Source organism: Nocardia sp. NPDC004260, assembly GCF_053603155.1.
In genome coordinates, this window is record NZ_JBSGEZ010000002.1 from 158,002 (window position 1) to 172,113 (window position 14,112).

At 66.9% G+C, this 14,112-nt stretch carries 15 protein-coding genes and 1 pseudogene; 14 read left to right on the forward strand and 2 right to left on the reverse strand.

All coding sequences use genetic code 11. The annotated features are described in order from the left end of the window. Nucleotides 1-3 precede the first annotated feature (3 nt). From ACWEO7_RS02350 to ACWEO7_RS02385, 8 genes are all read left to right on the forward strand, one after another. The gene (locus ACWEO7_RS02350) at nt 4-1,452 is read left to right on the forward strand and encodes an MlaD family protein (protein ID WP_452420148.1); all 1,449 of its coding nucleotides are present in this window, start codon (nt 4-6) and stop codon (nt 1,450-1,452) included. Further along, complete coding sequence (locus ACWEO7_RS02355) at nt 1,449-2,471, forward strand: MlaD family protein (protein ID WP_452420149.1); 1,023 nt, start codon at nt 1,449-1,451, stop codon at nt 2,469-2,471. The genes ACWEO7_RS02350 and ACWEO7_RS02355 overlap by 4 nt, the downstream gene beginning before the upstream one ends. Beyond that, entirely contained in the window at nt 2,468-3,481 is a 1,014-nt protein-coding gene (locus ACWEO7_RS02360) for an MlaD family protein (RefSeq protein ID WP_452420150.1), read from the forward strand. Before ACWEO7_RS02355 ends, ACWEO7_RS02360 begins: the two co-directional genes overlap by 4 nt. Then, on the forward strand, nt 3,481-4,581 hold the full coding sequence (locus ACWEO7_RS02365) for an MCE family protein (RefSeq protein WP_452420151.1): 1,101 nt from the start codon (nt 3,481-3,483) through the stop codon (nt 4,579-4,581). The genes ACWEO7_RS02360 and ACWEO7_RS02365 overlap by 1 nt, the downstream gene beginning before the upstream one ends. Further along, nucleotides 4,578-5,708, forward strand: coding sequence for an MCE family protein (locus tag ACWEO7_RS02370; RefSeq protein WP_452420152.1), 1,131 nt, complete (start codon nt 4,578-4,580; stop codon nt 5,706-5,708). The genes ACWEO7_RS02365 and ACWEO7_RS02370 overlap by 4 nt, the downstream gene beginning before the upstream one ends. Next, nucleotides 5,705-6,883, forward strand: coding sequence for an MCE family protein (locus ACWEO7_RS02375; RefSeq protein WP_452420153.1), 1,179 nt, complete (start codon nt 5,705-5,707; stop codon nt 6,881-6,883). Before ACWEO7_RS02370 ends, ACWEO7_RS02375 begins: the two co-directional genes overlap by 4 nt. Before the next feature lie 10 nt (nt 6,884-6,893). Beyond that, on the forward strand, nt 6,894-7,583 hold the full coding sequence (locus ACWEO7_RS02380; RefSeq protein WP_452420154.1) for a hypothetical protein: 690 nt from the start codon (nt 6,894-6,896) through the stop codon (nt 7,581-7,583). Between the two features lie 390 nt (nt 7,584-7,973). Then, nucleotides 7,974-8,882: an oxygenase MpaB family protein gene (locus ACWEO7_RS02385; protein ID WP_452420266.1), complete on the forward strand. Its 909-nt coding sequence runs from the start codon at nt 7,974-7,976 to the stop codon at nt 8,880-8,882. A gap of 189 nt (nt 8,883-9,071) precedes the next feature. Here ACWEO7_RS02385 and ACWEO7_RS02390 read toward each other — a convergent pair whose 3' ends face one another. Beyond that, nucleotides 9,072-9,950: an alpha/beta fold hydrolase gene (locus tag ACWEO7_RS02390; protein WP_452420155.1), complete on the reverse strand. Its 879-nt coding sequence runs from the start codon at nt 9,948-9,950 to the stop codon at nt 9,072-9,074. Between the two features lie 95 nt (nt 9,951-10,045). Here ACWEO7_RS02390 and ACWEO7_RS02395 point away from each other — a divergent pair, with 95 nt between their 5' ends. Further along, on the forward strand, nt 10,046-10,435 hold the full coding sequence (locus ACWEO7_RS02395) for a winged helix-turn-helix transcriptional regulator (RefSeq protein ID WP_452420156.1): 390 nt from the start codon (nt 10,046-10,048) through the stop codon (nt 10,433-10,435). 34 nt (nt 10,436-10,469) lie between these two features. Here ACWEO7_RS02395 and ACWEO7_RS02400 read toward each other — a convergent pair whose 3' ends face one another. Beyond that, nucleotides 10,470-11,108, reverse strand: coding sequence for a PAS and ANTAR domain-containing protein (locus ACWEO7_RS02400; protein WP_452420157.1), 639 nt, complete (start codon nt 11,106-11,108; stop codon nt 10,470-10,472). A gap of 307 nt (nt 11,109-11,415) precedes the next feature. On the opposite strand from ACWEO7_RS02400, the gene ACWEO7_RS02405 reads away from it, so the two are divergent. The 5 genes and pseudogenes from ACWEO7_RS02405 to ACWEO7_RS02425 all read left to right on the forward strand — a co-directional run bounded on the left by ACWEO7_RS02405 (nt 11,416) and on the right by ACWEO7_RS02425 (nt 14,000). Continuing rightward, the gene (locus ACWEO7_RS02405; RefSeq protein ID WP_452420158.1) at nt 11,416-11,709 is read left to right on the forward strand and encodes a hypothetical protein; all 294 of its coding nucleotides are present in this window, start codon (nt 11,416-11,418) and stop codon (nt 11,707-11,709) included. 65 nt (nt 11,710-11,774) lie between these two features. Then, a complete protein-coding gene (locus ACWEO7_RS02410) occupies nt 11,775-11,903 on the forward strand; it encodes a hypothetical protein (protein WP_452420159.1) in 129 nt (42 codons plus the stop codon). A gap of 158 nt (nt 11,904-12,061) precedes the next feature. Next, nucleotides 12,062-12,775, forward strand: a pseudogene (locus ACWEO7_RS02415) (APC family permease); the annotation flags it as partial. A gap of 106 nt (nt 12,776-12,881) precedes the next feature. After that, nucleotides 12,882-13,304, forward strand: coding sequence for an amino acid permease (locus tag ACWEO7_RS02420; protein ID WP_452420267.1), 423 nt, complete (start codon nt 12,882-12,884; stop codon nt 13,302-13,304). A gap of 150 nt (nt 13,305-13,454) precedes the next feature. Continuing rightward, nucleotides 13,455-14,000 (forward strand): hypothetical protein, encoded by a 546-nt coding sequence (locus ACWEO7_RS02425; protein WP_452420160.1) that lies wholly within the window; start codon nt 13,455-13,457, stop codon nt 13,998-14,000. The last annotated feature ends 112 nt before the right edge of the window (nt 14,001-14,112 follow it).

The window sequence follows — 14,112 nt, forward strand, 5'->3', positions numbered from 1 at the left end:
ACGATGATTCTTGACCCCAGTGGTCGCGGACCGACCGCGAGACAGCTGACCCTCGCCGGGTCGGCGGTGCTGACGACGATAGCGGTCCTGCTGTACCTGCTCGCGCTGCGCTACACCGGCTACTTCGAGGACAAGGTCCCGGTGACCGTGGAACTCACCAGCACCGGCGACGGCTTGCCCGGCCGGGCGGACGTCAAATTCCGCGGCATGGTCGTGGGCCGGGTGGCCGCGGTGGACGTGGTGGCCCGCGGCGCCCGGCAGCAGGCGCGCGTGGATCTGAAACCGGGTGTCGCCTCGACCATTCCGGTGAACGTGACGGCCAGGGTGATCCCGAACAACCTGTTCGGCGTCACGGCGATCGAATTCGTCGACAACGGCCCGGAACCGAGGACGCTGCGCGCCGGCGCCACCATCGCGGAGGACACCAGCAGCGAGACGGTGGCGTTGCAGACGACGTTGAATGTGCTGCGGAACGTGCTCGAGAACATCCAACCGGAGAAATTGGGCCGAGTGCTGGCCACTCTCGCGGCCGCGCTGGATCCCGCGGCGCGTGCGCCCGGCTCGACGGTGGAGAGACTGGACCACTGGCTGACCGAAATTCGGGCGACGCCCGGCATCGACGCGCTCCTCGGCGATCTCGGGCGGGCCTCGATCGCGTTGAGCCAGTCGGCTCCCGAACTGGTCGGGGTGCTGTCGGAGTCGGTGACCACCGCCCGAACGCTGGCCGAACGACGGACGAAGCTCATCGACTTGCTGGCCACCGGCAACGCGACGGTCGAGTCGGTCAATTCACTGTTCGCTCGCAACCCCGACGCGGGCAAGTTCCTCGTCTCCGGTCTCGACGATCTGTTCGGCGGGCTGGCCAAGGATCCCGAGGCCATCCCGTACACGGCCGCGAATCTGAACGTGGCCCTGCAACGGCTGGCGCCCACGTTCCACTTCGGTCCGTCCAGACAGATGGTGTGGAAGATGGATGTCTCGTTCACGCCGTTCCAGCAGTACACGGCGAAGGACTGCCCGCACTACGGCGACCAGTACGGTCCCCGCTGCGGAGGCGCCACGGTGCCCGAGGTGGCGCCGGAGCAGAACTACCCGCCGCAGCTGATGCCGAAGTGGCTCGACGCGGCGGGGCCCGCACCCGTACCGGTCGCGCCAGCGCCGCTGGGCGCGATGGGGCTGGTGCTGCCAGGCCTACCGGCGATACCCGGTCTCCCGTTCATCCCGGGTCTGCCGTCCATCCCCGGCCTTTCGCCGAGCGCCGTGGCACCCGGCGAGCCCGGCTCGCAGGGTCCGGGTCCCGAGGCGCGGCCCATCGCGCTGCGCGGTTCCGACGCCGTGGCGGCGATCGTGGGAGCGCGGCCGACCGTGGCCCAGTACCTGCTGCTGACTCCGGTGCTGGCGGGCGGATCGGTCACCGTGACCGCCGCCTACGAGGGAGGGACGCGCCGATGAGATCAGGCAAGGCGCTGGCGGGATTCAGCTTGTTCGCGGTGCTGGCGATCGCGCTCACCGTTACCATCTGGTCCACGTTGCAGCGGTCGGTAACCGGGGATACCGCGCGCTACTCGGCGGTCTTCTCCGACGTGCTCGGCCTGCGCGTCGGGGACGACGTACGCATGGCAGGCGTGCGGGTCGGTCGCGTGGACAAGATCGACTTCACCGACGGCTACCGCGCCGAGGTGGAGTTCCGGATCGATGCGCGCCAGCATCTCACCACCACGACGAAGGCGCTGGTGCGCTACCAGAATCTGATCGGTCAGCGCTATATCGCCCTGGCGCCGGGCAAGGAACCGGGCGCCGTCGTCGCGGCGGGCGCGCGGATTCCGCTGGAGCGAACCGAGCCGTCGTTCGACGTGTCCGCGTTGTTGTCCGGCTTCGAGCCGTTGTTCAGCGTGCTGCAACCCGATCAGGTCAATTCCCTGTCCGAGACGTTGATCCAGGCCCTGCAAGGCAATCAGGTGTCGCTCAGCGGCCTGATCACCCAAGCCGCGGATCTGGCGGGCACCTTCGGGCAGCGGGACAAGGTCCTCGGGGAGGTCCTGAGCAATCTCAGCTCCGTGATCGGCGGCCTGGCCAATCGCAGCGGCGAGCTGGAGACGCTGCTCACCCAGGCCAGGGCTCTGGTCGAGGCGCTCTACTCGCAGGGCGAGAGTCTGAAGCAGTCGGTGGACCGCGTCGCGCACACGACCGACTCGCTTACTCAGCTGATCATGCAAGTCAAGCCAGGTTTGTCGAAGGCGCAGAACGATGCCACCACAGGTGTGGCGTTGCTGCTGCTCAACGGCGCTTCCTTGGACCGGACGGCGGTCGAACTGCCCGCCGTCCTCAACGGCGTCGCGCGCTTCACCAGCAACGGCGCCTACGGCAACGCGTATTTGTGCAGCCTCGACGTGTCGTTGTGGGGCGTGCTATTGCCTCCGGGACTGTTCTCCCAGGTGGGCGGCAAGTCGCATTCGGAGGTGTGCCGATGAGCAAGCGCATTCCGTGGCCGGGATTCCTGCGGAACCGGTATCTGCGGCTCGGCCTGATCGCCGCCGCAACGGTGGCCGCTCTGTTGATCGGCTCCAGTGTCCTGACCCAGGCCCGGTTGGGCGACAAGACGATTCACGCCGAATTCGCCCAGGCCGCGGGTCTGCGTCCGGGCGCGACGGTGGACGTGTCGGGGATCGAAGTGGGTGCGGTGCGCGCGGTCCGGCTCGAAGGCGCCAAGGTGGTGGTCGATCTCAAAGTGCGTCGCGATCTCCGTGTCGGCCCCGACGCGCGTGCGGCGATCAAGATGTCGACGATTCTCGGCCGCCTGCACGTGGACCTGGTCCCGGGAGACGGAAAGGGCTTGCCGGGCAACCGCATCCGCATCGAGAACACGTCGGTGCCGTACAACCTGAGCAAGGTCATCCAGGACCCGAAGTACAAGAACTCCTTCGAACGCATCGAACGCCTCGATCCGCAGAAACTCCGCCAGGCGCTCGACCTGGTCGACCAGCAGATGGGGGATTCCCCTCAGCTGGCGGTCCAGGCGCTCGACAGCATCGGCGCGCTCGCCAAGGTCGTGACCGATCGCCGCGACGAAGTGGACTCGCTGCTGAAGAGCATGGACCAGGTGTCCCAGCTGGTCTCGGACAATCAGAACAGCGTGCTGTTGCTGCTGACCCGCGGCGAGGCGATCGGCAACGCCGTCCAGAAGCGACAGGATCTGTTGAAACAGTTGCTCGACAACGTCGCGGCCCTGTCGAGATTGCTCCAGGAGATGGGTCTGGAGAACAACGGCCGGCTCGGGCCGTTGATCCACGACCTGAACACCATGTCCGAGGGATTGGTCAAGAACCGCGACAATCTGGACCGGCTCTACGAGAACATGCCGATCGCTCTGCGGCAGTTCAACAACGCCGTCGGCAACGGTCCATACGGCGACGTCTGGGCGCCGTGGTTCTTCCCGGACAACTGGCTGTGCTTCGCTCGAGCCGTACAGGGGTGCAATTGATGAGAACACGACGATTCGCGCAGCTCGGCGTGCTGATCGTGGCCGCGCTGGTCACCGCCGGTTGCGGGCTCGTACCGGACAGCCTGACCGCGCTGCCGAGGCAGTACCTCGGCGAGCACATCCGCGTCAGCGCCGATTTCGAGAACGTCGCCGGGCTGTACGCGGGCAACGAGGTCGCGGTGCTGGGCGTTCCGGTCGGCCGGGTCGACACCGTGGAGGCCAAGGGCAGCTACGTCCAGGTCACCATGAGCCTGGAACAGGGAACCAAGGTCCCGGCCGATGCCATCGCCGCCTTGGTGTCGCCGCAGCTGATCACCAATCGGCATGTCGAACTCGCCCCCGCGTACAGCGGGGACGGGCCGCTGCTCACCGACGGGACGCACATCCCGCTGGCCAGGACGCGCACACCGGTCGAGCTCGACCGCATTCTGCAGAATTTCGACCAGCTCGGCGCCGCGCTCAAAGGCGACGACCGGAACGGTCCGATGGCCAGCCGTGTCCTGTTCCCGCTCTTGGACGGCAACGGCGACAAACTGCGCGCGACCCTGGACGCGCTGTCCTCGGCGTTCGAGGTGACCTTCGCCAACAGGGACCAGATCTCGAACACGATCATCGAACTCAACGAGATCACGCAGATCATCGCCCAGAACGACCAGACGGTACGTGATTTCAGCGGCCGCCTCACCGAACTGGTGCAGCTGATGGGCGACCAGGCGCCCGGTCTGCAGGCGGTGCTGCGGCAGTTGGACCAGTTCGTCACCAACACCGCCACGCTGGTCGGCGAGAACTCCGATCAGCTCGCGGGTGCGCTGGAGCGATTCACGACCATCACCGAACAGATGCGGGCCAACTCCCGCGGCCTCACCGAGATCGTCGACGTCGGGCCGTTGCTGTTCGAGAACTTGTCCAACGCGGTCAGCCGCGAACACCAAGCGCTGCGCCTGCACGCGCTGACCGACAAGGTCCTGCTCGACAACGAGGTCGTGTCCCAGTTCTGCGAACGTATCCAGATGCGCCTTGATGGCTGTCGCACCGGGAAGATCCAGGACTTCGGGCCCGACTTCGGCCTCACCGCGGCACTACTGGGGATTTCGAAATGATCGGGACGAACCCGCTCCGACGCACCGCGGTGGCGGCGGCGCTTGTCGCGGTCATGGGCACCGCGACCGGCTGCGGCGTGACGGTGGCGAATCTGCCGATGCCCGAACCGGGTATCGGCGCACCCGGTTACACCATTCGCGCGGCCTTCCGTGACGCGCTCAATCTGCCCGATCGCGCGCACGTGAAGATCGGTGGCACCGATATCGGCGTCGTTACCGCGATCAGCACGACCAACTTCATCGCGGAGGTGGAAATGCTGATCAGGGCGGACATCCAGCTGCCACGCGGTACCACCGCGGAGTTGCGTCAGGCGACGCCGCTCGGCGACATCTTCGTCGCGATGACATTGCCCGCGACCACATCCGGCGGCGAGAATCTGCGCGCCGGTGAGGTCATCGGAACAGAGCACACGTCGGCCGCCGCGTCCGTCGAGCAGCTGATGATGTCGGTCTCGATGTTGATCAACGGCGGCGGCATCAACCAGGCCGCGAAGATCACCTCCGAGATGGATTCGATGTTCGCGGGCCGCGCGCCACAGCTCGCGCACCTGCTCAGCGAACTGACCGATGTCATCGCCGCGCTGAATCGACGCACCAGCGACATCGACAGCGTCCTGACCGGCCTGAACGTGCTCACCGGTGAATTGGCCATGCGGAAGGCCGAGTTGGGCGACGCCGCGGATACCTTCCCCGGGCTGCTGGCTCTGCTCGCGGAGAACAACCAGTCCATCGTGGACCTGCTCGACAAAGTCTCGGCCACGATGACCGCGCTCGGCGATTTCACCGAGACGACCGGCCCGCAGGCGGTCGGCTTGTTCGACAGCATCCAGCGGTTGATGGCGGGTTTCACCCAGATGGGCGACGACCTGGGCGGAACGTTGAAAGGCCTGCACACCATCTATCCCGCGCTGATGGCGAGCCTGGACGGGCCCGCCCTGGCCGTCGCGGCGACGGTGTCCTACCTCAGCGTCGGGGCCTTGACCGATCCCAGCGGCAGCAGGATGCCCGAGATCGGCGACGTACCCGCGTTCATCGGCAGCTTGGCGCAGGTGATCGAGAAGGTGATCGGCCGGGTCACCAGTCCGCCACAGCAACCTCAGCAGCCCCAGCAAGGAGGAGACCGATGAATCCCCCCTTGTGGCGATGGCTGGTCCGCCGCCGCGTCGCGGTGGCGAATTTCGGATTGATCGTGGTGCTGATCCTCGGCGCGGCCTATCTCGGCGCCGAAGTCCTGCGGTTCGATCCGCTGTCCGACGACTACACGGTGACCGTGGAGTTGCAATCGTCCGGCGGCTTGTCGGCGGGCAACGACGTCACCTTCCGCGGCACCAGGGTCGGCACGGTCCGCGAGGTGAAAGTCGCGGGCAGCGGCGTCGCGGCCGTGGCCTTGATCGACTCCGCGGCCAAGATTCCCGTGGGCGGCACGGTCGCCGTCGGCCGGTTGTCGGCGGCGGGCGAGCAGTACCTGGACTTCCGCCCGGATTCCGACACCGGCCCCTACCTCACCGACGGAGCGCTGGTGGAACGCTCCCAGACCACCGTGCCGGTGACCGTGCAGTCGGTACTGACCAATCTCAGCGGCTTCATCGGGGGATTGAACCCGGACCGGTTGAACGTGATCATCGACGAACTCGACAAGGCGCTCGCCGGAGGCCCCGGCCAGCTGCGCAACATGGTGTCGGGCATCAGCCGCGCCATGGCCGGGCTGACCGACCTGCTGCCGCAGACACGTCAGCTGATCGAGAACCTCGAAGTGATCGCGGAGACTACCTCGCATGCGCAACCGGACCTCGCGACACTCACGCGCACGGGCGGCGTGCTGTTCGAGCAGCTGACCGCGGCGGATCTGGAAGTACGTCACCTCCTGGACGAAGGGCCGGCCCAGCTCAGCACACTCGGCGGCTTCGTGTCCCGCACCCAGGATCCCATCACGAACCTGGTGACGAACTTCGTCGCGATCACCAAGGCGGCCAAGCTGCGTGCCCCGGCGATCGCGGCGCTGTTCCCCGCGTTGCGGGTCGGCTCGGAGGCGCTGGGCATACCCGCCCACGACAACGCCTTCTACACCCTGGTCGACATCTGGCCGCGCCCCACATGCGAATACGACACCATCCCCGTGGTGCCCACGGACAAGATGACCGACACCCGGGTCCGGCTCTACAACTACTGCGTCACCAACGATCCCGCCTTGCAGGTGCGTGGTTCGGCGAACGCGCCGCGTCCCGGGATTCCGGACAACGGGGCCGCCCGGCCGCCTGGTGCCCGTGGCGACGAACTGTCCCGCCCGGTCCCCGGCAACTAGGAGATTTCCGATGAAGAGTGAAGACGTCGATCCGGCCGCCGAAACCGGCGCGCCCGCAACACAACCGGACGAGAAGGACGCCGAGTCCGTGCGCACCGACTCCGCGGGCACGACTGCGCCGGTCGCGAATCCCGCCGGAACCGGCACAGCGAAATCCGGGGATCGGTGGCGCCGGCTGCGCGGTCTGCCGATCCGCCGTCCCGGTGCGATCGCCCTGCGTTCGGCGGCCGCGATCCTCGTGGGTGTGTCGGTGGCGTCGGCCGGTTACTGGTACGTCCAGGATCACAACAGCAAGAACCTGCTGGCGGCACAGGAAGACGCACGCGCCGCGGCCTGCCGCTACGCGCCCGTCCTGGCGAACTACGACGCGAAGAATCTCGACGCCTACTTCGCCGCCGTCAGCGACGGCGCCACCGGCGACTGGAAGAAACAATTCGAGTCCACCAGCACGGAGCTGCGTACGGTGCTCGGCGAAGGACAGGTCACTTCGGCCACGCGCGACGTGCAGTGCGCGATTCGCGCCGGTGACGAACACTCCGCCGAAGCGATCGTGGTCATCGGCCAGACCATCACCAGTCTCGGCACCAAGGGCAAGCCCGCGCCGGGGCAGTTGTCGATGGTGATGCGCTTGGAGAAGGTCGGGGACCGGTGGCTGGTGAACAAGGTCAACTCGCCGTTGGCATTACCCGCGCAACCCTGACGCCGGTGCCCGTCGACCTCGGCAGGGCTCTGGGGGACGGCAGGCGCGGCTGTCCGCAGGATGCCGTGGCGCGCTTGATGCAGGTCACCTTGTTCGATACGGCGACACAGCCGCCCGGCGCGCGGAAATGAGCGACCCGACACGGCGATTCCGGCGGCCTGGCGAACTAGGTGAAAACTGAGAACGTATGCCCACTTATGACACCATGTGGCCGGGAAATATTGCTTTTGTTACCAGTTTTATTGTGTCGGCGACATCGAGTCTAGTAGAATGGTCAGTAACATAATCGCGGTGGCCGGTCCCGGTCATCGAACGCAGGAGAGTCCGATGCGCGCCGATGTTCTCGTGGAGGAGCGGCCGAAGTGTGAACGCAGATGGAAGGACATCCCGATGACCGCAGTCGCTCATCAACCCGATCGCGACCACAGCGCGCCGCTGACGAAGGACCGCACCCGCATCGGTATCAGCGTCACGCATCGGCCGTACACCAAGCGGCCGATCGAACTCACCGACGCATTGGACTTCTGGTCCTTCGCGGGCGCCGCGGCCAATGTCGTCATGCAGATGGCCCGGCCGGGCGTCGGCTACGGCGTGGCCGAAAGCAAGGTGGAGTCCGGCTCGCTGATGAAGCACCCGTGGAAACGGGCGCGCACGACCACGCAATATCTCGCGGTCGCCATCCTCGGTACCGACGAAGAGCGCACGGCATATCGCGAAGCGGTGAATGTGGCGCACCGGCAGGTGCATTCGGCCCCGGGTGCCGCCGTGAAGTACAACGCCTTCGACCGCAACCTCCAACTGTGGGTCGCCGCCTGCCTTTACATCGGTTTCGAGGACACCTACCAGCTGTTGCACGGGAGAATGAACGACGAGCAGGCCGAAGCGTTCTACACCTCGTCCTCCACCCTGGGCACCACCTTGCAGGTCACGGAGGACATGTGGCCTGCCACCCGCGCGGAATTCGACGAATATTGGAACACCACGTGCGAGCAAGCCGTGCTGGACGACTACGTCCGGGGCTACCTCGAGAGCCTGCTGAATCTTCGCATGATCCACTGGTACCTGCGGCTGCCTTTCCGGAACCTGCTCCGGTTCCTCACCATCGGATTCCTGGCCCCGATTTTCCGGGAACAGCTCCGGGTCGAGTGGACCGACGCCGACCAGCGGAGGTTCGAGAACCTGTTCGTATTCGTTTCCTTTGTCAACCGCTTCATTCCACGCTTCGTGCGGCACGGCGGATCGCACGCGCTGATGGCCGATCTGCGTCGGCGAATCCGCAAGCAGAAGAACCTCATATGAGTCCGAACAAGTTGCTCGTTGAACCATTCCGCCCCTGCGGAACCCGGGTTTGGTGATTTCGCGTACAGCCCGGTACATTTGTCTTGTCAAACTACCGAGCGATCGGTGGATAGGCGCGAATACCCCCGAGCGAGCCCCGAACCGATGTATACCGGTTCGGGGCTCGGTTGGTTTCCGCGCGCTTTTCGGTCAGTCTTGCCGAGGTACGGCCGTGTGGTCGTCGTCGGCGAGAAAATCGCTGAGCAGCGACACCAGTTCCGTCGGTGCGTGCAGCGGGATGATGTGTCCGCAACCCGGAATCTCATGGCGGATCAGCGCATCGGTGATGGGAGCCAATTGCCGAGCCAGCGCGTCACCCACCGGGTGTGCGCCGACGGCCATGGTCGGCACCGTGAGCCGTGCGGTGTCCACCGCGTCGTGTATCTGCCGGGCGCTGGCCGGCATCGCACGGTAGTAGGAGAACGCGCATCGCAACGCCTCCGGGTCGCCGTAGGCCTCGACGAAGGCGTCCCGAATCGGCTCGGGGACACCGTGGCCCAAAGTGCCCGCGGCCAGAAACCAGTCGATATACGCCGCCTCGTTTCCGGTGATGACCTTCTCCGCGAGGCCGGGCACCGCATGGAACCCGAACCACCAGGGCGGCCCGGCGGACAGGAAATCCTCGGCGCCGGGCAGCGTGCCCAGCAGCGATTCCATCAGCACCAGTCGCCGCACCCGGTGCTGGTGCCGCATGGCCAGCAGAAAGGCGGGTGGCGTGCCCGCGTCGATTCCGACGACCGCCGCGGTCGGCTCGCCGAGCGCGTCCAGCAGTCCTATGGCGTCGACGGCCAGATTCCCCGCGTCATAGCCGTCGGCCGCGCGCGTGCTCGCCCCGAGGCCGCGCAGGTCCGGTGCGATCACTCGGTGCCCTCGCGCGAGCGGCCCGATCACCTCGGACCACAGCTGCCAGGTGTGCGGGAACCCGTGCAACAGCAGGACCGCGGGCCCGCGTCCGGCGATCGCGACATTCACCTCGATGCCATTGGTCGCGATGCGGCGCAACGAGATCTCGGAAGACAAAGTGGTCATCACCTACTCCTGGTCACTATTGGTTATCAGGTGACCGTAGGTAAGCTGTGCGGCGCTGCCAAGACCGCACCTTCGAATCAGGTGGTGAGCCCGAGGTGACTACCGATCCCCTGCGTAAGCACGCCGAAGCCACCGGTGACCTGTTCGATCCCGCCTGTCCCACCCGGCGGCTGCTCGACCGCATCGGCACGAAATGGGTCTCCATGGTGGTGAAACTGCTCGCCGAGGCCGCGCCCGGCGAGGTGCGCTTCGCCGAACTCCAGCGCCGCATGCCCGGTGTCTCGCAGAAGATGCTCTCCGTGACACTCCGGAATCTGACCGGGGACGGGCTGGTCGCACGGCGCGTGGAACCCACCGTGCCGCCGCGCGTGTACTACCGGCTCACCGAACTCGGTCTGTCGCTGGAAGTTCCGCTGGCGGCACTACGCGCGTGGGCCGAAGCGCACATGGCCGAGATCGACCACGGCCGTCCCGACAACCACTGACACGACGGGGGAGTCGAGACCCGACGACATCGGGTCAAGGGCAGCCCTGGACATGACGTTCGTGCGCGGTGAGCAGCACGTGGTCGAAGCGCGTGCGGGTCTGCACATCCGCACCGCCGGAATCGATCAGCGCGGCCACGAGTTCCTCGGCCAGAACACGCAGTTTCGTATTCGTCTCTTGCGACCGCCAGGTGAGCACACGGAATGCCTGATCGGCCGAGATCCCGTACACCAGCATCAAGGCGCCCTTCGCCTGCTCGATCACTTCGCGGGCGGCGACCATCTCCGGCAGCGTGGCGTCGATGATCTCCTGGCGCTCCTCGTCGACGGTGTCGGTGACATCGATGTAGTACCCCGCCGTGCCGACCACCGCACCGATGGCGTCACGCATCTGATCGCCGACGACCAGCACGTGGTGCGTGACGCCCGCGGTATCGACGATGCGGTGGCGGCCGCTGAACGGCAGCCCGGTCTGCACCGCCGTGGCCAAGGTGTCGGCGACCTCCGCTCGGTCGTCCGGATGCTTGTGCGCCAGGAGCAGTTCCGTCGTCGGTGTCACCTCACCCGGCGCGTACCCGTGTAGGGCCGCGACCTCGTCCGACCATTCCCAGCGTTGATCGGCGAACCAGAACTGGAAACTTCCCGTCCTTTTGGAGACGGGGACCGTGGGCACGGCCCCCGATGGTGCGTTGTCGTTCACTGGTTCGGCATTCCCCGCCGCGTAATGGGTATGCGTGTGTACCGCGGGAGGCGTGAACCGCCTCACGACGCCAGGACGCATCCGCGGGCGGCCGGGCGTCACAGCTGTGGAAGCACCTGCGCGACCATCGTGCCCTGGCACGGGAAGACCGACCATGCGCGCCGTCGCTCCGGCAGCAGGCACACTGTGCGAGGCATTCGATCGAATGTCACAGTGGCCTGGTCTGCTCCGTCTGCCCGGAGAGAACGCGGGGCGCGAGCGGCGAAGCGAGGAGCGGGAAGTGGTCGATACGAAGAGGATTGCGGAGGAACGATCCGACAGCGGACGGCCGGTGCGCGCGGATGACGCTGTCCCGAGCGCGGCCGCGCGTCCGGCGAAGTGGAAGATCTGGTTGCTGACGATCGCCGGTCTCTATCCGTTGCTCACGGGATTGGTGACGATCGCCGCGCCACTGCTCGACCAGCTGCCGTCGCCGCTCCGGCTGGCCTGTATCGTGCCGGTTGCGGTGGCCGCGATGGTGTGGGTGATCATGCCGCTGCTGTCCCGGTGGTTCGCAGGGTGGTTGTCCCGCTGAGGATGTCGGTACCCGTCGGCCGAACGTGATCGGCGCGATTGTCGCTGCGGAATCATGCTGGGGCCGTGCGGATCAGACTGCGGCGGCCGGTGTATCCGGGCGCCGAGTACGCGACACTGTTCTTCGGTGTGTTCACGGTCGGTCTGGGCAGGCACTTCTATCACGGAGCCGTGCAGGCGGCCCCACCCGGATGATCGGGGCGACGCCGGCGTGACACGGCGCGCTCGGCGCGAGCTTCAGCGTCGATGACGCGGGTATCCGCCGCCCTGTGGTGGATACTCTGCGACGAGCGGTGAGCACGCCTCTGCTGTACTTCTTCATTCTCGGTGACATCCTGGGCGCGGGCGTCTACGTGCTGGTCGGCAACATCGCGCGGGAGTCCGGTGGTGCGATCTGGTTACCGCTTCTCGTGGCCCTCGGTATGTCCTGCCTCACTGCCGGTTCCTATGCCGAGTTGGCGACGAAGTATCCCAAGGCGGGCGGCTCGGCCCACTACGCGGGCCGTGCGCTCGGGCCGGCCGCGGGATCGCTCGTCGGCTTCTGCATGCTCGCGGCCGGTGTCGTGTCGGTGGCCGCGCTGAGCAGGGCGTTCGCCGCGGACTACCTCCGAGCCTTGGTCACATTGCCGACCGCGCTGGTCGTGGTGGTGTTCATCGGCGCGTTGGCGCTGCTCAACATCTATGGCATCAAGGAGTCGCTCGGCGCCAACGTGGCCGCGACCGTGGTCGAACTCGGCGGCCTCGTCGTGGTCATCGGGCTCGGCGCGTGGGTGATCGTTCGGGGAGACGCCGAACCGGCCCGGCTCGCCGAGGTGGGGACCGAGCAGCACGGGGTCGTCGGCGCGACCCTGGCGGGCGCGGTGCTGGCCTTCTACTCTTTCGTCGGGTTCGAGACCTCGGTGAATCTGGCGGAGGAAGTCGCCGAGCCGCGCAGGTCCTATCCGCGCGCGCTCTTCGGGGCGCTGCTTACCGCCGGTGGCGTGTACCTGCTGATCGGCTTCGTGGCCGGTGCGGCGGTACCCACCGATCGGCTGGCGAATTCGAGCGGTCCGCTGCTGGAGGTGGTGCGCCTGGCCGGTGGCGTTCCGGACGAGTTGTTCGCCGTGGTCGCCCTGGTGGCCGTCGCGAACGGGGCGCTGCTGACCCATCATGTCCTCGCGGCTGGCCTACGGCATGGCTCGCGAGGCGCTGCTTCCGCGCGCGCTGGGGCGGATTCTGCCGGGCCGCCGTACGCCGTGGGTGGCGATCGTCGTGACCGCGGCGGCGTCGTTGTCGCTCGCACTGACCGGCGAGGTGGCATCCCTCGCCGAGACATTGGTGTTGTTGCTGCTGGTTGTTTTCGCGGCGGTCAATACGTCGGTGCTGATCCTGCGGCGGGAGCCCGACGGGGCCGAGCATTTTCGCGTGCCCCGCGTCGTGCCTTGGCTGGGTCTGGCTTCCTGTCTGTTCCTATTCACGCGGATCGACGGGGTCGTGTGGTTGCGGGGCTGCATTCTGATCGGCGTCGGATTGCTGTTCGCGGCCGTGAACGCGGTTCGCGCCCATCGGTCCGAGCCGGACGGCGATAGCACTTTCTCGGCCGGGTGCGGTGCATGACGATTCGCTCTCCATTGCGCCGCGACACGGACAGGTCGTTGCACCCGGATGCGCCCGGTGGTACTTCTTCACGGCGCCACGGCGCCGATCGCAGTACGGAGATCGGATCGGTACCCCCTGAACTCGCCCCTGTCCCGGAGGTTCCACGCGATGACTTATCCAGTGCACGGCGGCTCCTCGCTCCGCAGCAGACTCCGCGGCTACACCCCGCGGCGGTACAACCGGCTCCCGGCGGCGCATCGCGTTCTCGCCGTCCCGAATCGACCCAGCGAATGGCATCCGGGGATGCTGTGGTGGGATGCGAGCACAGTGCGCGTGACGTACCCACGGCCGGAGGCCACGGGGCGTTGGAACACCTTGCCGCACCTCGTGTTACCGGTCGACCACGGGCGTCTGGCCTTCTGTATCTCGTCGCATTCCAGCGAGGCTCGGCACCTGGCCCGCGAACCCCGGGTCATCGTGCAGGCCGCGGACTGGCGAGGTGCGCCGGCTCTCGGGTCGCGGCAGCATCAGGGCACGGCCGAATTGCTCCGTACCGGGCCACTGTTCCACCAGGTGCGGACCGGTATGCCGACCAAATACGGACGATGGCTCGGTCTGGCGCGTCTGGGCCACAGACTGGCCATGGGCGCGGCGCCCTACGGCGACATCGTGGTCGTCGTCACCGTGAGCGAGAACTCGCTGCTCGGCACGTGACCTCACCCTTCGGGAGTTCCGCTGTCCGGCGGGGACATCGCCCGCAGCCGATCCGAGAGCGGTTCGCTCGAACTGGACACATGCACAGAGCACTGTCCATACGATGTGGGCG